We start from the raw sequence: 21,954 nt of genomic DNA on the forward strand, positions 1-21,954 counted from the left end.
CTGCTTGCGTCGCGAGGTGAACTGATGAAGATTCTTGTTGTCGGCTCCGGCGGCCGTGAACACGCGCTGTGCCGGGCGCTCGCCCGCGATCCCCGGGTCGGCTCGCTGGTCTGCGCGCCCGGAAACGCCGGAACCGCCGAGCTCGCCGAGCCCCGCCCGCTCGACGTCGCTGACCCGGACGCCGTCGCCGACCTTGCTGAGGCGGTCGGCGCGGACCTCACCGTCATCGGTCCGGAGATGCCGTTGGTAACCGGGGCCGCCGACGAGATACGCGCCCGCGGTCTCGCGGTCTTCGGCCCGAGCGCGGCCGCGGCCCGGCTGGAGGGCAGCAAGGCGTTCGCCAAGGAGGTCATGCGCGCCGCCGGGGTGCCCACGGCGGCCTCTCGCGACCACACCGAGATCGAGCCCGCCCTGGCCGACCTGGACGTCTTCGGGCCACCGTACGTGGTGAAGTACGACGGGCTCGCCGCCGGCAAGGGCGTCACGGTGACCGAGGATCGCGACGCGGCCGTCGCCGCGGTCCGCGCGAGCCTGCGCGGACCGGACGACCGGGTTGTCCTCGAGGAGTACCTCGACGGGCCCGAGGTCTCCCTGTTCGCCGTGGTGACCGAGTCCGGCGCGGTCCTCCCGATGCTGCCGGCACAGGATCACAAACGGGTCGGCGACGGCGACACCGGCCCGAACACCGGGGGGATGGGCGCGTACACCCCGCTGCCCTGGGCCTCGCATGGCCTGCCGGCGAAGATCGTYACCACGGTGATCCGGCCGACGGTGGCCGAGATGGCCCGGCGCGRCACCCCGTTCACCGGTCTGCTCTACGCCGGGCTCGCGCTGACCACCCGCGGGCCGCGGGTGGTGGAGTTCAACGTGCGCTTCGGTGACCCCGAGGTGCAGGCCATCCTCGCCCTGCTCACGACGCCGTTGACRGACGTGCTCTCCGGCCGGCGGGCACCGGTGTGGCGCTCCGGCGCGGCGATCAGCGTCGTCGTCGCCGCGCACGGCTATCCGGCGGCCCCCAGGCTCGGCGACCCGATCCGCGGGCTCGCCGCCGCCGGCGCGCTGGCCGGCGTCGACATCCTGCACGCCGGTACCCGCAGGGAGCCGGATGGTCGGGTCGTCTCGGCCGGCGGCCGTGTGCTGTCCGTCACGGCCATCGGCTCCAACCTGGAGTCCGCGCGAGGATCGGCCTACGAGGCCGTCAGCCGCATCTCGCTGCCCGGCGCCCATTACCGCACCGACATCGGAGATCCGTCCCGGATGCGCCACGCGGCCGACGTCCGTCGAACGGACGTCGCGTCCGGCGAGGATCCCGCAGGACATAGAAAGAAGGAGTAGACCGTGTCGCAGAGCACCCCCGGGCCGGATCATCCCCAGGTGGCGATCGTCTTCGGATCACCGTCGGACACCCAGACCATGAGCAAGGCCGGCGCCACTCTGGAACGCTTCGGTGTGCCCTACGAGCAGGTGTCGCTGTCGGCGCACCGCGCGCCGCGCACCCTCGCCGACTACGTGGGTCAGCTACGGGCCCGCGACATCTCGGTGGTCATCGCCGGGGCAGGCCTGGCCGCCGCGCTGCCCGGCACCATTGCGGCCCTCACCACGCTGCCGGTAATCGGCGTGCCGATCTCCGGCGGGGCGCTGGACGGCATGGACTCGCTGCTCGCCATCGCGCAGATGCCGCCGGGCGTCCCGGTCGCGACCGTGGGTCTGAACAACTCGACGAACGCGGCGATCCTGGCGATCCAGATCCTGGCGCTGGCCGATCCCGATCTGGGGCTGAAGCTGGCCGCGTTCAAGGACGAGTTCGAGCAGGCCGCGGCGGACGGGCTGAGCGCGGCGGCCGCGGCCGGCAGCCAGCCATGATCGGCCGGTACACCCTGGCGGAGATGGGCCGGGTGTGGTCGGAGGCGCACAAGTACGAGCTGTGGTGTCGCGTCGAGGTGCTGGTCATGGAGGCGCACGCCGCCGCGGGCCGCATCCCCGCCGATTCCATCGAGCCGGTCCGGGCCGCCCCCGCTCCGACGCCCGAAGCCGTCGCCGAGGTGGAGGCCGTCACCCAGCATGACGTCATCGCCTTCCTGACCGCCTGGGCCGACCGCACCGAACCCCGGTCCGCCGCCGCCTACGTGCACTTCGGCATGACCTCCTCCGACCTGCTCGACACGGCGCTCGCGCTGCAGCTGGTCGAGTCGACCGACCTGCTGCTCGCCCGGGCGGACATTCTCGTCGCCGCGCTGCGCGACCTCGGCCTGGCCCACCGGAACACCCTGCGGGTCGGCCGGACGCACGGCATCCACGGCGAGCCGACGGTGTTCGGGCACCGCGTCGCGGACCTGGCGTTCGGGCTCGCCCGCTGCCGCGACCGGCTGCGCGCGGCCCGCGCGGACGTGGCCGTCGCCAAGATCTCCGGCGCGGTCGGGACGTACTCCAACATCGACCCCGACGTCGAGGCCTACGTGGCCGACAAGCTGGGCCTCACCGCGGCCCCGGTGGCCACCCAGGTCGTGCTGCGCGACGGCATCGCCTCCTGGGTCGCGGCGCTGGCCGGGCTCGCGACCGTCTGCGAGGCGGTCGCCCTGGAGGTCCGGCACGGCCAGCGCACGGAGGTCCGGGAGCTGTCCGAGCCGTTCGGCTCCGGGCAGAAGGGCTCCTCCGCGATGCCCCACAAGAAGAACCCGATCATGTCGGAGCGCATCGCCGGGCTCGCCCGGATCGTCCGGGCGCAGTACGTCCCGGTGCTGGAGGGCGTGCCGCTGTGGCACGAGCGCGACATCTCCCACTCCTCCACCGAGCGCATCGCGCTGCCGGATGCCGCCACCGGCGTCGACTACCTGCTGCACCTGACGACCCGGCTGGTCACCGGGCTGGTCGTGGACACCGCACGGATGCGGGCGAACCTCGATGCCACGGGCGGGCTGGTCTACACCTCGGCGGTGCTGCTCGAACTCGTCGAGACGGGGCTGTCCCGCGARGACGCCTACGCTGTCACCCAGGCGGCGGCGATGGAGACCTGGCAGACCGGCGTGCCGTTTTGGGAAACGCTGCGCAAGCACGCCGGCGACCGCGGCCTGCCCCTGGACGAGGCCAGGCTCAACGAGGTGAGCCGGCCCGAGCGCTACACCGAGCGCCTCGGCTCGGTCTTCGACGCCCTGGCGGCCCTCACCTGACCCGCACCCCCGCACCTGACCCGCCGCGCAGCCGCGCAGGCATGGCGCGGTGCCCCGGCCGGCAGGTGCTGTTGTTCTCCCTGGGTACGGTCTGTCTATGCCGCTGACACATGAGGAATTCGCCGGACTCACCCACCTGGGTTCGGGCAAGGTCCGGGAGCTGTTCGCGGTCGGGGACGACGCCGTGCTGCTGGTCGCCAGCGACCGCATCTCGGCGTTCGACGTGGTCCTACCGACCGAGATTCCCGACAAGGGAGCCGTTCTCACCGGGCTTTCGCTGTGGTGGTTCGACCAGCTCGCCGACCTGGTCCCGTCCCACGTCGTCAGTTCGAACGTCGACGAGTACCCGGCCGAGCTCACTCCGTACACGGAGCAGCTGCGTGGCCGGTCGATGCTGTGCCGACGCCTGAACATGGTGCAGATCGAGTGCGTCGCCCGTGGTTATCTGACCGGCAGCGGGCTGAAGGACTACCAGCGCACCGGCGCGGTCAGCGGGCATCCCCTACCCACCGGGCTGGTGGACGGCAGCAAGCTGCCGGCACCGATCTACACGCCGTCCACGAAGGCGCCGATCGGTGAGCACDACGAGAACATCAGCCGGGCCGACGCGGCCGGCCGGATCGGCACCGAGCTTGCCGCCGAGCTCGAGCGRCTGACCCTGCAGATCTTCGGCCGGGCCAGTGTCCTCGCAGCYGAGCGCGGCATCCTGCTCGCTGACACCAAGTTCGAGTTCGGTCATGACACCCAGGGCACGCTGCGGCTCGCCGACGAGGTCCTGACCCCTGACTCGTCCCGGTTCTGGCCGGAGGACACCTGGCGGCCCGGGGCCTCCCAGCCGTCCTTCGACAAGCAGTACATCCGTGACTATCTGACGAGTACCGGCTGGGACAGGACCGCGCCGGGGCCGGAGCTGCCCGCGGACGTTGTCGAGGCGACCCGGGTCCGTTACGTGGAGGCCTACGAGCGGCTGACCGGCATCTCCTTCAAGGACTACCTGTCCACCGTCTGACCGCGCTCGCACCGCGAACAACACGAGAAGTTATCTTCTGGGTACTATAAGTTCATCTTAGGTTCTCTCCTAGAAGGAGATCGAGATATCGAGAGAGGTGAGCTGCCATGGCCACGAAGACGGACACCCCGCCACGGGCACGGCCACAGCCGCACCGGGAGGACACGGACACCTCTGCCCCTGAGCGGGACCAGCAGCAGYCGGCCGCGCCCACGGGCCCCGAGCGGTCGTCTGGCACACGCACCTTCACGGTCCGGGCACCGCTACTCACGTCGCGGTTCGAGGTTGGACGAGGTACGAGCATGCAGTGGCCGTCACTGGGCAAGAGCGCCTACTACCTGGGACTCGGCGGGCTCGCCGCGGCCTCAATCATCGAATGGCCGGTCGCGGCGGCGATCGCCGCCGGCACCTACGTCGCGCAGCACACCCGCCCAGGAGCCCCCACGCCCTCCTCCCCCGAGGAGGCCGAGGCCCCTGAGCGGGCTGAGCCCACGCACGCCGGGGCCTGAACTCCGGTGGACTCGCCGCCCCCACGAAGTGGCGCATAACGTCATAAAGCAACAAATTGCACCTTCCGGCGTGAGCAGAGGGCTTCGTTCGGGACGATCGCCCGAACGAAGCCCAGCTCACAGGGGAGGGCGGCAACCATTGCAGCCGAGTTACAGTTGCCAACGACGTCCGGTACCCCATCCGAGGACTGGAACGGATCATGACTACTGTTTCCTCCACCACGCCCGGCCGCCCATCGACGGAATCCCGCGATCAGGCGGCCACCGCCACGGTCCCCTCCGCAAGGAGCATTGCCCCCTCCGCCCGGCCCAGCACGCTCCCCGGCTCGTCCCGTCCCGTCCTGGCCAGAGACCGGGCCGAGCTGCGCGCCGGGCTCGCCGCGCTCGACCGGCAGGCCAACATCGCCCGGCGGGGTGAGGGCGGTCCGCCCGCGCCGGACGACGCGCCCACTCGGGCGGCAGCCGGGCACCCGCGCCCGACCAGGGCCGTCGTCATGACAATGGGAGCGCTGCACGAGGGCCACGCCTCGCTGTTGCGCGCCGCCCGGGCCCAGGCGGACCAGGTGGTTGCCACGATCTACGTTAATCCGCTGCAGTTCGGCGCGGGTGAGGATCTCGACCGGTACCCGCGCACCCTGGCCGCCGATCTCGACGTGTGCGCGGGGGAGGGGGTCGATCTCGTCTTCGTCCCCCGGGCGATCCACGACCCGCCGCCGCTCGTCCGGTTGCAGGCCGGGCCGCTCGGTGAGCTGCTTGAAGGCGCCGCCCGTCCGGGCCATTTCGATGGGATGCTGACCCTGGTGGGGACCATGCTCCACCTGGTCCGTCCGGACCTGGCGTTCTTCGGGCGCAAGGACGCCCAGCAGCTGGTCTGCATCCGCCGGATGGTCGCGGACCTCGCCTTCGACGTCACCGTGATCGGCGTGGAGACCGTGCGCGAGCCCRACGGCCTCGCKATGTCGAGCCGGAACGTCTACCTGACCCCCGACCAGCGGCGCAGCGCGCTCGCGCTGTCCCGAGCGCTCGCCGCCGGGGCACGGGCCCAGGCGGGCGGGCGGGACACCGTGCTCGCGACCGCGCGGGAGGTTCTGGCCGCCGCGGACGGGGTGGACGTGGACTACCTCGCCCTGGCCAGCCCCGACGATCTACGTCCGGTCCGGAGCGGTCCCGCCCTGCTACTCGTCGCCGCCCGGGTGGGCACCACCCGCCTGATCGACAACATCGATCTCGTCCTGCCTCCGGAATCCCCGGCGCCGGCCCCCACCGGAACTCCGGCATCAGCCGGATCCCCCGCCGTCACCCCCCGACCGGACCGTCCCRCCGACCGCGATCACCCGGGAGCCTGACCGTGTTGCGCACCATGCTCACCGCCAAGATCCACCGTGCCACGGTCACCCAGGCCGATCTGCACTACGTGGGCTCCGTGACGATCGACGCGGACCTGCTGGCCGCCGCCGACCTGCTGCCTGGCGAGCAGGTCACGATCGTCGACATCAACAACGGCGCCCGGCTGGAGACGTACGCCATCGCGGGACCGGCGGGAAGCGGGATCATCGGTATTAACGGTGCCGCGGCGCGCCTGGTCCAGCCGGGCGACCTAGTGATCATCATTGCGTACGGGCTCATGGACGACGCCGAGGCGCGCCGGCACGTCCCGAAGGTGCTGTTCGTCGACGCGGCAAACCGGATCATCGGGCACGGCGACGACCCGGCCGAACCGCTCCCCGGCGACCCGTCGAGCCTGCGTGGCGACATCCCGGTCGACATCCCGGTCGACATCCCGGTACCCACAGCCGCGGCGGCGGTCCGATCGGYCATGGCTACGCAGTGACCGTGCTACCTTGCCGGCTCGGCGCGCCCCGCCCGGGATGGATGCGCGCCGCGGACGTCGTCGTCATCGGTTCGGGCATCGCCGGGCTCACGACGGTCCTGCACCTGCGCCGGGCGCTGCCCGCCGCCCGGGTGCTGCTGGTGACCAAGGCGCACCTCGACGCCGGGTCGACCCGGTGGGCGCAGGGTGGGATCGCCGCCGCGCTCGCCGCGGAGGACTCGCCCGATGATCATCTTGCCGACACCCTGGTCGCCGGCGTCGGGCTGTGCGACGAGGACGCAGCCCGAGTGCTGGTCCGCGACGGACCGGCGCGGGTGCGTGAGCTCGCCGAGCTCGGCGCCCGGTTCGATCGGACCACCGACGGCTCGTTCGCCCTCACTCGGGAGGGCGGCCATCTGCGCAACCGCATCATCCATGCGGGTGGGGACGCCACCGGCCTGGAGGTGGAACGCGCCCTGATCACCGCCGTCCGGGCCGATGAGAGCATCGAGGTCATCGAACACGCCCTGGTCCTCGACCTGCTGCTCGACTCCGACGGCCGGGCCGCCGGCGCTACCCTGCACGTGCTGGGGGAGGGCAGCCGGGACGGCGTCGGCGCGGTGACGGCGGGCGCGGTGGTCCTGGCGACCGGCGGGATGGGGCAGATCTTCGCGTCGACGACCAATCCCGGCGTCTCCACCGGGGACGGGGTGGCGCTGGCTCTGCGCGCGGGCGCCGTCGTCGCGGACCTGGAGTTCGTCCAGTTCCACCCGACCGCCCTGTGGCTACCCCCGTCCAGGCCGGGCGCCGTCGCCGAACTGCTCGGGGGCCAGCAGCCACTGGTCAGCGAGGCCATGCGGGGGGAGGGTGCCGTTCTCGTCGACGCGGCCGGCGAACGGGTGATGGCGGGCGTCCATCGGCTGGCCGACCTCGCGCCGCGCGACGTCGTCGCCAAGCAGATGTCGCGGGTCATGGCGGCCCAGGGGGTCGATCACCTGTTCCTGGACGCCCGGGGGCTGGGCGCGGCGACCATCGAGCGGCGGTTTCCCTCGATCACCGCGCGCTGCCGGTCCGCCGGCATCGATCCGGTCGCCAGGCCGATCCCCGTCGCGCCGGCCGCCCACTACGCCAGCGGCGGGGTGCGCACGGATCTGTGGGGCCGCACGAGCGTGGCCGGCCTGTACGCCTGCGGGGAGGTGGCCTGCACCGGGGTGCACGGCGCCAACCGGCTCGCGTCGAACAGCCTGCTGGAGGGGCTGGTCTTCGCCGCACGCATCGCGGAGCACCTGGCCGGCACAGCGCCCGGCGGCCGGCACCGCGTCRCCATCCCCGCCGCGCCGGTGGTCGGTCGCGGCAGTGGTCTGACCGACCCCGCCGAACGCGCGGAGCTCGCGCGCGCGATGACCGACGGTGCCGGGGTGCTGCGCAGCGCGGACAGCCTGCGGGCGACGGCGAAGGTACTGGCCGGTCTCGGGGACCTGCGGGTCAGCGGGGCGACGGTCACGGCCGGGCCGCCGGCCTGGGAGATGACCAACCTGCGCACGGTTGCGACGGCCCTCGYCGCCGCCGCCGCCAGCCGGACGGAGACCCGCGGGTCCCATTGGCGAGAGGACTTCGGTGAGCGGGACGACGAACACTGGCTCGGCCGGATCCTCACCCGGCTCAATCCAGAAGGGGAACTGATCGTGGACGTCGAGCCCATGCGCGGCTCGCGGTGAGCGGTTCCGCGCCCGRCTCCGTCTGCGGGCCCGGTTCCGCCGGTGTGCCCGGCGGACGGCTCTCGCCCGCCACCCGCAGTGCCCTCGCCTCGGCCGGCCTCGACCCGGACGGGGTGGTGGCCCTGGTCGGCCGCGCGCTCGTGGAGGACCTCCCGGTCTGGGAGGAGAACGAGGTGACCGGCCAGATCGGCGCGGTCGACGCGACCTCCGAGGCGACGGTCGACCCCGCTCTCGTCGGGCACGGCGCCATCGTCTCGCGGGCCGCGGGCGTCGTCGCCGGCCTGCCGGTCGCCGCCGCCGTCTTCGAGAGCCTGCTCGGGCCGGCCGCGACCGTCACCCTGACCGCTCGCGACGGCGACCCTGTCCCGCCGGGTACCACGGTGGCCTACGTCAACGGGCCGGTCCGCGGCCTGCTCACCGCCGAACGTACCGCGCTGAACCTGCTGTGCCACCTGTCCGGGATCGCCACCCTGACGCGGGCCTGGGTCGACGCGGTCGCCGGCACCGGCGCGATGATCCGCGACACCCGCAAGACGCTACCCGGCCTGCGCGCGCTGGAGAAGTACGCGGTGCGCTGCGGGGGCGGGGTGAACCACCGCATGTCGTTGACGGACGCAGCCCTGATCAAGGACAACCACGTGGTCGCGGCGGGCGGCGTGGCGGCGGCGTTCGCCGCGGTGCGGGCACGGTTCCCCGGGCTGCCCGTCGAGGTCGAATGCKACACCGTCGACCAGGTCGCGGAGGCCGTCGATGCCGGATGTGATCTCATCCTCTGCGACAATATGTCGCTGGCGGACCTGCGAGCCGCGGTCCAGCTCGCCCGTCCGGCCGGGGTGCGGCTCGAGGCGAGCGGCGGCCTGACCCTGCGAACGGCGGCGGCGGTGGCAGCCGTCGGCGTCGACTATCTCGCCGTCGGCGCCCTGACCCATTCGGCGCCCGCTCTCGACCTCGGCCTCGATCTCGCCCTGGACCCCGATCATCGCCCKGGATCGGCCACCGCGGGCCCACCGATCGAGGATCTGATCGTGGAGGAATCCTGATGCTGCTCGCCATCGACGTCGGTAACACCAACACCGTCGTCGGCGTGTTCGAGGGTGAACACCTCGCCGACTCCTGGCGGGTGCGCACCGACCCGCAGGCGACCGCGGACGAACTGGTGCTTCTCTACCGCGGCCTGCTCGGCGAGTACCAGGTCACCGGTGTCTCGATCTGCTCAACCGTTCCCGCCGCGCTTCGAGCGCTGCGCCGGATGGTGGTCCGGGCCTTCCACGACATCCCGGTCGTCATCGTCGAACCGGGGACGCGGACCGGGGTTCCCATCCTCATCGACAATCCGAAGGAAGCCGGCGCGGACCGCATCATGAACACACTCGCCGCGCACCACCTCTACGGCGGGCCGRCGATCGTCGTCGACTTCGGCACCTCGACGAACCTGGACATCGTCTCGGCACGCGGCGAGTTCATCGGCGGAATCTTCGCACCGGGCATCGAGATCGCGCTGGACGCACTCGCGTCCCGGGCGGCCCAGCTCCGTAAGGTGGAACTGGTCGCGCCACGTTCCGTCATCGGCAAGAGCACGGTCGAGGCACTCCAGTCTGGCATGATCTACGGCGTCGCCGGCCAGGTGGACGGCCTGGTACGCCGCATCCGGGCCGAGCTGGACACGGATGCGGTGGCGATCGCCACCGGGGGTCTCGCGTCCGTGGTCATCAAGGAAAGTGAGACCCTTGACCGTCACGAGCCCCATCTGACACTCATCGGCCTGCGTCTCGTCTTCGAGAAGAATATCTGATCCGGTCCCGACCGATCCCGACCGATCCCGACCGGGCTCGTTCGGGCTCGTTCGGGCTGCCTTACGGCGACCAGGCTAATTACGACGATCGTGCATCTCCGGGGCTTCGGCCGGTCCAGCGGATTAGGCAACCGACTCTGCCGAGCGACAGCCACCGGGTTCGAYGGACCGCCCTCCCGCGACTCGGTTACGATTCCGTGCCATGCGGGACCGAATCTCGGGAACACAACCCGGCGTATCGTCACATCCCGGCAGCGGATACTTCACTCATCCCTTTCTTGTCACCGCGATGGCAGCATTCTTGTTCGCCGCGGTTCCGATTACATACGGTTGGAATGATCCGGCTTCGGCCGGTCCGCAGCCCCGTACCCTGKCCGTGCTGGGCGACTCCTACTCCTCGGGAGAGGGCAATCCCCCCTTCGACTCGCTGGCCCCCCGGTGCCGGCGGAGCAGCCAGGCCTGGCCACGACTACTGGGCGGTATGGGATCGGGGGTCACCGTCTCGCTGTTCGCCGCGTGTTCCGGAGCCACCACCGGCGCCCTACACGAGTCATTCAAGGGCGAGAAACCCCAGCTGGCCCAGCTACGTGCACYGGGCCGGGCCCCGGACGTCGTCACCATCACCATCGGCGGCAACGATGCCGGATTCGGCAGAGTCATCTTCAGTTGTTATGCGTGGAGATGCTTCTGGGATGGCAACGACCGCCGCGAGCGCGATCTTGTCACCAAGGAACTCYCGGGTGTCCTGAGCGCCAACTACACGGCGGTGAAGGCCGCCGCCCCGCATTCGCGGATCATCGTGGTCGGCTATCCCTACATATTTCCGGACAACCAACTCAAYAACATCTGTACCTGGCTGACCAACAGGGAACGTYGACAGCTGACGAGGCTGAACAGACAGCTCGACCGGGTCATCAGAAAAGCCGCGTCGGATGCGGGAGTGGAGTTCGTCTCGACGGATCGGGTGCTACGCGGTCACGAAATCTGCACACCGGACCCGTGGGTGGCTCCGGTCAATCTGTTCGGACCGACACGTGATCTGAGCGCGCACCCCACCATGCACGGGCAGCAGGCCATCGCCGAGGCCGTCCAGCGCCATCTCGCCATGGACAGCTGGTGACGCGGGCCGACCATCCCGGCAACCGCGCGATGTCGAACCACTCATGATGCCGACCCGATGACTCGTGGGCATAGCACTGATGGCGACTCCAGTTGACGCCAGACATGAAGTTAGGCTTACTTAAAGTTATGCTCATGCTCACGCTCACGCCACTCCGCGGGAGATCCCGCACCCTGGCACAGCTACGCCCGGCCCAGCCGCGACACACCTCCCGGTCCCGGCAGTGAAGCAGTCGGTGAACGAACGCCGCACCGGCTCGGCGGCGTCCCCGGCGGCGCCTTCCAGGGAGGTGGCCCCCGAGGGGACGGCGCCGGAATTCTCCGGGGGTACCGTTCAGTGCGCCGAACCGCCGTTCGAGGCGAGCCTGCGGGACCTCGCCGAGGTGCTGGAGCCACGCGGTGTGCAGTTCGGGATGCCGGACGGCCCGGGCTGGRCCGACTGTGCCTTCCTGACCGGGCCAGCAGGCGTGGCCGAGGCCTTGGCCCGGGTGGGCGACACGCACGGCGCCAGCCCGGAGGTCGCCGCGAGCTACCTGGCGAACTGGTACTCGGCGAACGTCGCCGCCCCGGCCATCGCCTGTTTCGTCCTCCTGCACCGGGTGCCGGCCCTGACCCCGGCGACGATGTCCCTGCGCGTCCTCGACGGCGGCTGGTTCGACCAGACCGCGTTCCACCGACCGGCCATGACCGTCCTGGCGGATGACCCGATCGCGGGGGGCGCCACCGCCGGAGACGGGATGAATGCCCGGATCGGCGTGGTCGGGGACGTCGCCGCGTTGCGCGGTCGCCTGGTCGAGGAGGTGCTCGCGCATCTCCAACCGTTCGTCGAGGAGCTGCGGGGACGGGTCCGGCTCGGCCTTCCGGCGCTGTGGGGTGCGGTGGCCGCGCAGTGCGCCCGCGCCTTCCTGCTGACCGAGCGCGCGACCGGCGATCCCMACCTCGGCCGAGTGGAGGCCGACGCCTTCTTCTCCCGGGCCACGCCCACCATCCGGGCCCGGCCCCGTTGGCACGAGTTCGTCCACCACGGCCGACGGTACACCGGCATACGCCGTGGGTCGTGCTGCCTGGCCTACCGGCTTGGTGACGACTACTGCACCTCGTGTCCCTTTACTGGTGACCAGGATCGCGAGGAACGGCTGCGCGCCTGGATSGACACGCAGGGCAATGGAGGCCTTGCGGTCTGAGAGCCACCCGAAGTACAGCCCGAGTATGCGCACGTAAAGTAGTTACTCGCGAGATGCAAGCAAGATCCGTCGCCGAAACTCCCCAGGGCGACGACAATGAGTAACATTGACAACGCAAAACGATATACATGTGAGTTGAATCACAACAAGATGCACCTCCTCATCCACTACCGTCGGTAGCATCGGTGAGGAGGCTCACCGAGGTGGGACGCACCGCCTGGCGCGTCCCGCCGCACCGTACGTCCGACCGGAGACGTCGCGAAGCGGGTGGCGTCGCGAAGCGGGTGGCGTCGCGAAGCGGGTGGCGTCGCGAAGCGGGTGGCGTCGCGAAGCGGGTGGCGTCGTTCTGCTCTTGGCGGAACGACGTGACGGAGTCATGGCTGGTCGGCCACGGTTGCATTAGACGTCTCCGCTGGACGGCCGGCACTTGCGCCGGTCCGCCGCCCACGACGATGTGGGCGGTGCCGGCGGGTAGGTTTCTGTTCGATGCGTGAGGACATGCCTCGGCGGAGCTAGCATGCGGATACCGGCTGTCGTGTGGTCGGTCGCAGCTCGAAGGAGCGCACATGTTCGAGAGATTCACCGACCGGGCACGTCGGGTCGTCGTCCTGGCCCAAGAAGAGGCCAGGATGCTCAACCACAACTACATCGGGACCGAGCACATCCTGCTCGGCCTGATCCACGAGGGCGAGGGCGTCGCCGCCAAGGCTCTCGAGTCCCTCGGCATCTCCCTTGAGGGTGTGCGGTCACAGGTCGAAGAGATCATCGRCCAGGGGCAGCAGGCACCGAGCGGGCACATCCCGTTCACGCCGCGCGCGAAGAAGGTCCTGGAGCTGTCGCTTCGGGAGGCGCTGCAGCTCGGTCACAACTACATCGGCACCGAGCACATCCTGTTGGGCCTGATCCGCGAGGGCGAGGGTGTCGCCGCTCAGGTGCTCGTCAAGCTGGGTGCGGACCTCAACCGGGTGCGGCAGCAGGTCATCCAGCTGCTGTCCGGTTACCAGGGCAAGGGCGAGACCGCCACGTCCGGCGCGCCCGCCGAGGGGACCCCGTCCACCTCCCTGGTGCTCGACCAGTTCGGCCGCAACCTCACCGCGGCGGCGCGCGAGTCCAAGCTCGACCCGGTCATCGGGCGCGAGAAGGAGATCGAGCGCGTCATGCAGGTGCTGTCGCGCCGCACCAAGAACAACCCCGTCCTCATCGGCGAGCCCGGCGTCGGCAAGACCGCCGTGGTCGAGGGGCTGGCGCAGGCGATCATCAAGGGCGAGGTGCCCGAGACCCTGAAGGACAAGCAGCTCTACACCCTCGACCTCGGCGCTCTGGTCGCCGGTTCCCGCTACCGCGGTGACTTCGAGGAGCGGCTGAAGAAGGTCCTCAAGGAGATCCGGACCCGCGGCGACATCATCCTGTTCATCGACGAGCTKCACACGTTGGTCGGCGCGGGCGCGGCCGAGGGTGCCATCGACGCGGCGTCGATCCTCAAGCCCATGCTCGCCCGGGGTGAGTTGCAGACCATCGGCGCGACCACGCTCGACGAGTACCGCAAGCACCTGGAGAAGGACGCCGCTCTTGAGCGGCGGTTCCAGCCGATCCAGGTCGCGGAGCCGTCGGTGGCGCACACGATCGAGATCCTCAAGGGGCTGCGGGACCGGTACGAGGCGCATCACCGCGTCTCGATCACCGATGCCGCCCTGGTGGCGGCGGCCTCCCTGGCCGACCGTTACATCTCCGACCGGTTCCTGCCGGACAAGGCGATCGACCTGATCGACGAGGCGGGTTCGCGGATGCGCATCCGTCGGATGACCGCCCCGCCGGACCTGCGCGAGTTCGACGAGCGCATCGCCGCCGTCCGCCGGGACAAGGAGTCCGCGATCGACGCGCAGGACTTCGAGAAGGCTGCGTCCCTGCGGGACAAGGAGAAGACCCTCCTCTCCGAGAAGGCCAAGCGGGAGAAGGAGTGGAAGGCCGGCGACATGGACGTCGTCGCCGAGGTGGGCGACGAGGAGATCGCCGAGGTGCTCGCGATCTGGACGGGCATCCCGGTCTTCAAGCTCACCGAGGAGGAGACCGCGCGCCTCCTGCGCATGGAGGACGAGCTGCACAAGCGCGTCATCGGCCAGCAGCAGGCCATCAAGGCCGTCTCCCAGGCGATCCGGCGCACCCGCGCCGGGCTGAAGGAYCCGAAGCGCCCCGGCGGCTCGTTCATCTTCGCCGGCCCRTCCGGTGTCGGTAAGACCGAGCTGTCCAAGACGCTCGCCGAGTTCCTCTTCGGCGACGAGGACGCGCTCATCCAGCTCGACATGTCCGAGTACATGGAGAAGCACACCGTCTCGCGGCTGGTGGGTTCCCCGCCCGGCTACGTCGGCTACGAGGAGGGCGGCCAGCTCACCGAACGGGTCCGGCGCAAGCCGTTCTCGGTGGTCCTGTTCGACGAGGTCGAGAAGGCCCACCCCGACGTCTTCAACACGCTGCTGCAGATCCTGGAGGATGGTCGCCTGACCGACTCCCAGGGCCGGCTGGTCGACTTCAAGAACACCGTCCTGATCATGACGTCGAACCTGGGCACCCGGGACATCTCCAAGGGCCCCGGCATCGGCTTCGCCACCGGCCAAGGCGCCGTCGACTACGAGCGGATGAAGGCGAAGGTCCAGGACGAGCTCAAGCAGCACTTCCGGCCCGAGTTCCTCAACCGGATCGACGACATCATCGTCTTCCACCAGCTGTCCGAGGCCGAAATCATCCAGATCGTCGATCTCATGCTGGCCCGGGTGGACGCCCAGCTCAAGAACAAGGACATGGCTCTCGAGTTGACGTCGGCCGCCAAGGCGCTTCTGGCGAAGAAGGGGTACGACCCGGTGCTGGGTGCCCGGCCACTGCGCCGGACGATCCAGCGGGAGATCGAGGACGTCCTGTCCGAGAAGATCCTCTACGGCACGCTCAAGCCGGGCGAGATCGTCGTCGGGGATGTCGAAGGCGACGGTGACGAGGCGAAGTTCGTCTTCCGCGGCGAGGCGAAGCCGAACCAGGTGCCCGATGCCCCGCCGGTCGATCTGGCCAAGTCCAGCGAGTAGGCGGTCGGGAATTCCGTGCCGCCTCCCGGGAGGCGGCCAGTCCGGTGACCCGGCGAGGGCCGGACGCGATGGCCGGAGTAGCCCCGCGGCTGCTCCGGCCATCGCAGTCTCGGCCGCGTAGCCGGGCTGGTCGCTCCAGAGCTGGAACACGTTCGTTCTCTCACACATCGCTCGGTCGCACCGCTCGATCGGCGACCGGTAACAGAATATGGGAAAATGTCAGCCACCGGGTAACCACCTTGCCGGCCGGGGCATCCGGCGAGATCGGGTCCGGTTGCCGGCGCAGGCACGAGCACAGGCACAACTTCATCGCCCCGAGGACGATTCGGACTGCTGGTTCGGCGAACGGGAGAGCTCCGCTGGTGACTGGTAGTCCCGACGTCGCGCTCGGCGTTCACCTGACCTTCGGCTCCGATCCCGCCACGTCCATGGTCGTCTCGTGGCTGACCCGAACGGCCGTCCCTCGGCCCCAGGTACGGTTCGGTCCGGCGGCTGGCGGATCTACCGGCTCGGTGACCGCGCTCACCCGTTCCTACACGGACGCCCTGACGAACGAGGTGGTCTTCGCCCACCATGCGCACCTGTCCGGGCTCCTGCCGGCTGCCGACTACCGCTATGACGTGGGTCATGACGGGCGCTGGGGCTTGGCCCACGGGTCGTTCCGCACGGCTCCGCGGCATCGGGCCGCCTTCAGCTTCACCTGCTTCGGCGACCAGGGCACCGACGAGCCGCACGATCCGTACGGCTCGGCTSCGTCACGCCACGTGATAACCGGAGTGGAACGCCTCGCGCCACTGTTCAACCTCGCGAACGGTGACCTGTCGTACGCAAACCAGCGCACGGATCCGGTTCGCGCCTGGTTCGACTGGTTCGCGATGATCAGCGCCTCCGCCCGGTTCCGGCCGTGGATGCCCTGCAACGGCAACCATGAGACCGAGCGGGGCAACGGAGCTCTGGGGCTCGCCGCCTACCAGACCTACTTCGCCCTTCCCCAGCACGACGAGGAGGCCTACCTCGCCGGGCTCTGGTACGCGTTCACCGTCGGCGGCGTGCGGTTCGTCATGCTCAGCGCCGCCGACGTCTGCTATCAGGACAGCGGGCGGGTCTACCTCCATGGGTACAGCGCCGGCCGGYAGACCTCCTGGTTGAGACAGACCCTCAAACAGGCCCGCGCCGATCCCGGTATCGACTGGATCGTCGTCGGCATGCACCACGCCGCGGTGTCGACCGCGGTGGAGCACAACGGCGCCGACCTCGGTATCCGGGAAGAATGGCTGCCGTTGTTCGACACCTACGAGGTGGATCTGGTGCTCTGCGGCCACGAGCACCACTACGAGCGCACTCATCCGCTGCGCGGGGTCGTGCCGGACAGCGCGACCCGGACTCCCCGCCCGGCCCCCGGCGCGACGACGCCCGCCCGGAAGACCGCTGACGGAGCGGGCGCCGCGGCCGGTGACGGGGCCGGTGACCTGCTCGACACCTCGGCGGGCACCGTCCACCTGCTCGTGGGCACCGGAGGATCCTCGTCGCCGTCCGCGCACGCACTGTTCGATCCACCCGCCTGCTGGGTCATCGTCGGCGTGCACGAACAGGATCCCGGCCGGTGGCATCGCCAATCGGTCCGGGCGAGAGAGGACGCGCCCTGGCTCGCCTTCCGGGCACCGGAGCATCCATACGCCTTCGCGGCTTTCGAGGTGGATCCAGGTGAACCGGGCGGCTCGACGAGCATCCGGGTGACCGTGTACGACTCCAGTGCACCGACGCCGGTCCCGTTCGACCGGTTCACCCTCGTCCGGCCACGCGCCGACGCGGCCGTGCCCACCACCTGACCGGCCACCCGACCGAGAAGCCGTCGGACGGTGCGAAGCGGGCCGGTTCTGATCGCCCTTCCGGCGGGAGCTCAGGAATCGTGCCACGACCATGACAACCTCGATCTCGACCGAAGACCGTTCACCGCTCGCATCGTGTGACGGTATTCAACGTCAGATCCGCCCCCGGGATAGCGTCACTCGCTGTGAGATCCGTCGGATTATTGGCGCCGGAACCACCGCCGCTGCACCGATCAGCTCGATGGATCCCGCCAATTCCGCGAACAAACCGCGCCCGCGCGGTGGCGGGCACATCCGGGACGACGAACGAGCCGAATAACATCATGTCAACATCATGGATACAACGGCGACCCACCATGCGACGAAAGGACGACCGCGGAAGTTCACCGGCGCACGCGTATACCGGCGGCGCGGCAGCGGGCACTACAGAACTTCGTCGGGGGTACGACCCTGGGCCCGGTTGCCGATCCTTCCTCGGGCGGGAGCGACGGCRCACCCCACGGAAGGATCGCAACCGACGGGCCGGCAGCGATCGCAAGGCCGATTTTTCAGGACTCCTCTGGACATCCACCAGGCGCCAGGAATATTTTTCCGCCAGCACGCCACAATTCACCGGGATAGCACGATCAATGCCCGGCTGAGGGACCGCCGTCTGGGGGGCGACCATTGGCTGAGAAGCAGCGAGCGGCCAGGGGGCTCCTGCCCTCAGGCCCACCCGCTATGACCAGGATTTTCGGACGGGACCAGCATTACGCGGCCCGGTATTACGGTCCCCGGAAGAAAGTATCACCGGCGGGTGCGAGCGGATTTGAAGACGCCCGGGAAGGCGTCGCCGCCGGATCCGTCGTCCTCGGCGCTTGTCGCGGCTGGCACGTTCAGCGACGCCGCCGGGTCCGGCGGAACGGGTGTCTACCGTGATCGATCACCTGGGGACGTCGATGGCGCGGTCCGGCCGGGCGGCGGAGGCAACGCGGCTCGACCAGATGATCTATGCCTGGCCGCGCCGAAGCAGGACGGGTGGCGAGGGTCACCTCCCGGCGGCGAGCTCCCTGGGCTCCACGGTGACCAGGTCCTGGAGCGGGCTTCTCGCCGGCGAGGTCGAGCTCGACGAGAGCCGGGTCCCCCACCCACCGTCGGCGCTCGCCTACCTCATCCGATCTCCGGATCATCCCGAGGCGCCGGATCATCTTACGGCGAGGGATCCGCACCGCATCCCGGAGGCGGCGCTCGTGCACCGGATCCGGATCCCGGAACGCGGCGGCGACAGCCGGGCTCGGCTGCGTGCCCACATCCTGATCGGCCGGGCGGACTATCTGACCGAACGGGTGGGGCTCGCGTTGTACGCGGCGGGTGGGGTCGTGGTGGGGAACTCCCGCACCATCCCGCGGCTGGCTCCCCTGCACCTGCGCGACCTCACCGCACGCCGGCGGACGGGCGAGCGGACCCTGCGCCAGTCGGCGCGCGCGGGGGTGCGGCGCGATCGGCTCGTCACGCTCATCGCGACGGTATTGGCATGGTCGCGGGCCGAGCGTCCCTTCGTGGTGGCCCACACCGGTTCGGATGAGGCGCTCATGCTGATGTGGGCCCTGGTGGAGATCCTCGAAGGCGTTCTGCCCTACCGGCTGACCTTCTCCACGCATGCGACCACCGTCCCTTCAGGCGCCACCCCCTCGGGCGCGCGGCACACCGACGAGCCAGGCCCGCGGTTCCTGTTTGTCCCGTTCGAACCAGAGTGTGCCGGYAACGGGGAGCCTGCCGCGATCCACGTGGATCCGCGGGTCGGGCCGGACGCTCCACCGATCATGACCGCCGCCGCCCGGCTGCTCGTGGACCTCCACGGCCGCGGTGGGATGCGGGGAATCGGCGACCTGCTGGCCCTGGTCGGTGACGAGATGTTCGACCCGAGCCGGCCGGAAGCCTGGTGCCGGCGGGTGATGGAGAACGGGGTCGAGAGRACCACCGCGCCGCCGCCCGGCGGCGACCTGGCCACCCTCGCGGATACCGCGGGTGCTCCGCGTACGGGCGTCCCGGGTACCGCGAGTGGTTCGGGTACGTCGGGTCCCCCGGATCCGGCACCCCTCTCGACCACGACCGATGCCGTCGGCCTGGGACACTCGACGGCCCCGGCCGCGCCGGGCGATCCGGCACCGGCAGCGACGACAGGCGCCGGAGCGCTCGCCGTCCGCGAACACCTCCGCGAACGGTACGAACGCCTGCGGGCTTCGAACTGGTCGAGCTCCGCCGAACAGGGCACGGCCGCGGACCCCGTGCGCCGTCTTTTCACCGCCCTCATCGAACCGGTAGGTCTGCCGGCGGACCTGGCGAGCGTGGAGCGGCTGCGCGGTCAGTTGCGCCGGGTCGCGGGGCTGCTGGCCGGCCCCGTCGCCGGCCCGGGCGGCGGGCTCGTGCCAGCGGCCCGGGCAGCGGGCCCCGGGCCCCGGGAACGGTTGCGCGAGGAGATCGTCGGCGTCATTCTGGGCCGGCTGCGGGAGGAGGAGCCGGCCGGCCGGATGATCGACAAAATCTCCAACGCGGTCGCCAACGCGGTCTCCGAGGAGCAGCGCCAGGTCGAAGGAACAATCTCCGCCCTCGCGGACGAACTCGCCGCGTTGCGGGTTCCTTCGCCCGCACAGGTCCACGACGAGCCACCACGCCGGGACGAGCCACTGCGCCAGGCAGTCCCGCTGCTCGCGGTCGCCCTGGAGTCGATCTTCTCGGGATACCGGATGACCTCCGCGCGCGACAACGCGATCCGGCTGGCCACGGAGACCGTCGAGGCGCTGCGCGCCGCCCGACCGGACCACCTGTCGGCGTCGCCTACCGCTGCTTCCCGACCCGCCCGACTCCCCGTCACCGTGCGCCGCGTCCCCCGACCTGCCACGCCGCCGCCCGCCACCCCGGAATCGGCCACCGCGCAGCCAACCGATCCGGGCCCAGGGGAACGGCGGCACCTGGAACGGCTGGAACGGGACGCGGGGAACGCCGTCATCCGACACGTCGCGGAGGCGTATCGGCAGGAGTGGTCGTACTGGGACGATCGTCTGCACCCGATCGACCGGCTGCTCGCCGCGTTGGGCGTCCCGCTGGGTATCTCCCTCAGCGACGCGGCGTACGACCCTCTCGTCGATCCGCTCGAGTCACCCACCGAACTCCGCGAGCTCGCCGCGCTACGTGACCTGCTGCACTGCACCCTGCCGCAGCGCGGCGAGCCCGCCCGGTCTCCTCTCGGAACGGTCTCTCAACGCCCACCCGGCCACCGTACCGATGTCCTGGCCCGCGCCGCGAGCGACGTCACTCAGGCCATCACTCGACGGCTGGCCCCGGACGCCTACCAGAGCGACCACGACCGCGCCGCCTACATCGACGCGGTGCACCGCGCGGTGACGACGATGCAGCGCGAAGTCGTGGAGATGTTGACCCGGCTGGTCGCGGGGCTCGCCGCGCTCGCGATCCCGGCGGCCGCGGTAGACCCCGCCGTCTGGGCCGGGCGCCGCATCGATCTGATCCATCAGACGCTGCGGGCCCTCTTCGACCTGTTCGGCCTGCCCGAGGGTTTCGAATTCGCCAGAGCCCTGGCAGACGAGGTGGTGACAGGCGCCGCACCGACGGGTGGCGGGTCGCGGTGGCCCCCGGAGTCGGCCGCGGCGAAAGTCGTGCGTCTGCTGCGCGAAACCCATGCCCGGGGAGCTGATGCGTTCCGGCTGCTCGTTCTCTACGCCCCGGGATGGCATACCGCCGAGGACATCCGCGATGACATCGCCTACGCGGGGGCCTCCCCGGTCGGGCCACCCGGCCGGCCCACGTCGCGGGCACATGAGGCGGAGGTACTCGGAGCCGGTGCGCGCCCGTATTTCGAGCGGTTGGTCGCGGTCGAGGCCGCGTCGGGACGAGGCGACGGGCCGCTGATGCAGACCGTGCGGCGCATCGCCGGCCTCTACCTGCCCGGCGCGTCCCACGAACCCGGTCCGCCAGGAGCACCAGGAGCACTCGAGAACGATCTACGTGTCCTGGGTGCGGAGCTCACCGCCCGCATTCCGCCGACCTGGCCGGATGGTCCCGATCCGGCGATCGCCTTCCTCCGAGCCTGCCAGCTTGGCCAGCCGAACGCGGCCCGCATCTTCGGGCTGTTGGTCCGACACGTTCCGAACTGGGACGACGCCTGGGATCTGCACGAGGTTATCCGCCGGGACGGTGCCCCGGGCCAGGAAACCGCCCATCCGGAGGAGGGGCCGTTGACGGGTCCGGAGTTGGCCAGAGCGGCGGAGAGGTACTTCCGCCGAACAGTGCGGGGATCGGAGGCAGATCACCCCTTCCCCGCCGACCTGGAACGCGTCGTGCGCCGGCTGGTGGCGCTCTACCTCCCCGACGACCCGCGGCTGCGGGCCGCGAGCGAGCTGCCCGGCTTCGTCGAGAGCCAGGTGATCGCCGCGATCGGCCGACCCGCACCGCTCAGGCGCCGCCGCCTGCTCCCGTGGCGCGCCACGACCGCCATGACCACCAGAGTCGCCGTGACCGCCGTGACGTTGTGCCTGACCCTGATGATCTTCATCACCGTGACGCGTTGATGYGGCGGCGAACAATCACCGTCTCGCGCCCCCCGATACGGGCCGTCACCGTTCATCGGAGGCATCCTTCGTGGCGCCCGCCTCTCGGCGGGGCCGCCCGGGCGTCGGCCCTACTCGGCCGCGCCCAAGTCTGGAACAATGCTCAGCACTTGTGTCAGTGTCGCGACACATACCCGGTCTC

Annotated in this window: 15 protein-coding genes; all 15 read left to right on the forward strand. The window is 70.5% G+C overall.

The annotated features are described in order from the left end of the window. Nucleotides 1–24: 24 nt before the first annotated feature. The 15 genes from purD to CcI156_RS02250 all read left to right on the forward strand — a co-directional run bounded on the left by purD (nt 25) and on the right by CcI156_RS02250 (nt 21,773). Nucleotides 25–1,335 carry a phosphoribosylamine--glycine ligase gene (gene purD, locus CcI156_RS02180; protein WP_076804136.1) on the forward strand — a complete coding sequence of 437 codons (1,311 nt, stop codon included), beginning with the start codon at nt 25–27 and terminating at the stop codon, nt 1,333–1,335. A 3-nt stretch (nt 1,336–1,338) separates the two neighbouring features. Next, nucleotides 1,339–1,863: a 5-(carboxyamino)imidazole ribonucleotide mutase gene (purE, locus tag CcI156_RS02185; protein ID WP_011438725.1), complete on the forward strand. Its 525-nt coding sequence runs from the start codon at nt 1,339–1,341 to the stop codon at nt 1,861–1,863. Next, nucleotides 1,860–3,167 (forward strand): adenylosuccinate lyase, encoded by a 1,308-nt coding sequence (purB, locus tag CcI156_RS02190; RefSeq protein ID WP_011438726.1) that lies wholly within the window; start codon nt 1,860–1,862, stop codon nt 3,165–3,167. Before purE ends, purB begins: the two co-directional genes overlap by 4 nt. A 97-nt stretch (nt 3,168–3,264) precedes the next feature. Further along, nucleotides 3,265–4,176 (forward strand): phosphoribosylaminoimidazolesuccinocarboxamide synthase, encoded by a 912-nt coding sequence (locus CcI156_RS02195; RefSeq protein WP_076804137.1) that lies wholly within the window; start codon nt 3,265–3,267, stop codon nt 4,174–4,176. 302 nt (nt 4,177–4,478) lie between these two features. After that, a complete protein-coding gene (locus CcI156_RS26115; protein ID WP_133056995.1) occupies nt 4,479–4,685 on the forward strand; it encodes a hypothetical protein in 207 nt (68 codons plus the stop codon). 200 nt (nt 4,686–4,885) lie between these two features. Beyond that, a complete protein-coding gene (gene panC / locus CcI156_RS02205) occupies nt 4,886–6,031 on the forward strand; it encodes a pantoate--beta-alanine ligase (RefSeq protein WP_083718254.1) in 1,146 nt (381 codons plus the stop codon). Nucleotides 6,032–6,033: 2 nt separating this feature from the next. Then, nucleotides 6,034–6,516 (forward strand): aspartate 1-decarboxylase, encoded by a 483-nt coding sequence (gene panD, locus CcI156_RS02210; RefSeq protein WP_076804139.1) that lies wholly within the window; start codon nt 6,034–6,036, stop codon nt 6,514–6,516. Then, a complete protein-coding gene (locus CcI156_RS02215; protein WP_076804140.1) occupies nt 6,513–8,213 on the forward strand; it encodes an L-aspartate oxidase in 1,701 nt (566 codons plus the stop codon). The genes panD and CcI156_RS02215 overlap by 4 nt, the downstream gene beginning before the upstream one ends. Continuing rightward, nucleotides 8,210–9,253 (forward strand): carboxylating nicotinate-nucleotide diphosphorylase, encoded by a 1,044-nt coding sequence (nadC, locus tag CcI156_RS02220; protein ID WP_076804141.1) that lies wholly within the window; start codon nt 8,210–8,212, stop codon nt 9,251–9,253. The genes CcI156_RS02215 and nadC overlap by 4 nt, the downstream gene beginning before the upstream one ends. Then, on the forward strand, nt 9,253–10,005 hold the full coding sequence (locus CcI156_RS02225; protein WP_076804142.1) for a type III pantothenate kinase: 753 nt from the start codon (nt 9,253–9,255) through the stop codon (nt 10,003–10,005). Before nadC ends, CcI156_RS02225 begins: the two co-directional genes overlap by 1 nt. Before the next feature lie 202 nt (nt 10,006–10,207). Then, the gene (locus CcI156_RS02230; protein WP_076804143.1) at nt 10,208–11,125 is read left to right on the forward strand and encodes an SGNH/GDSL hydrolase family protein; all 918 of its coding nucleotides are present in this window, start codon (nt 10,208–10,210) and stop codon (nt 11,123–11,125) included. 235 nt (nt 11,126–11,360) lie between these two features. Then, nucleotides 11,361–12,308 carry a (2Fe-2S)-binding protein gene (locus CcI156_RS02235; protein ID WP_076804173.1) on the forward strand — a complete coding sequence of 316 codons (948 nt, stop codon included), beginning with the start codon at nt 11,361–11,363 and terminating at the stop codon, nt 12,306–12,308. A gap of 566 nt (nt 12,309–12,874) precedes the next feature. Beyond that, nucleotides 12,875–15,379: an ATP-dependent Clp protease ATP-binding subunit gene (locus CcI156_RS02240; RefSeq protein WP_076804144.1), complete on the forward strand. Its 2,505-nt coding sequence runs from the start codon at nt 12,875–12,877 to the stop codon at nt 15,377–15,379. 68 nt (nt 15,380–15,447) lie between these two features. Beyond that, nucleotides 15,448–17,208, forward strand: coding sequence for a metallophosphoesterase family protein (locus CcI156_RS02245; protein WP_076804145.1), 1,761 nt, complete (start codon nt 15,448–15,450; stop codon nt 17,206–17,208). A gap of 914 nt (nt 17,209–18,122) precedes the next feature. After that, entirely contained in the window at nt 18,123–21,773 is a 3,651-nt protein-coding gene (locus tag CcI156_RS02250; protein WP_236707285.1) for a hypothetical protein, read from the forward strand. Nucleotides 21,774–21,954 lie beyond the last annotated feature (181 nt).

It is taken from the genome of Frankia sp. CcI156, assembly GCF_001983015.1.
GTDB classification, from domain to species: Bacteria; Actinomycetota; Actinomycetes; order Frankiales; family Frankiaceae; genus Frankia; species Frankia casuarinae.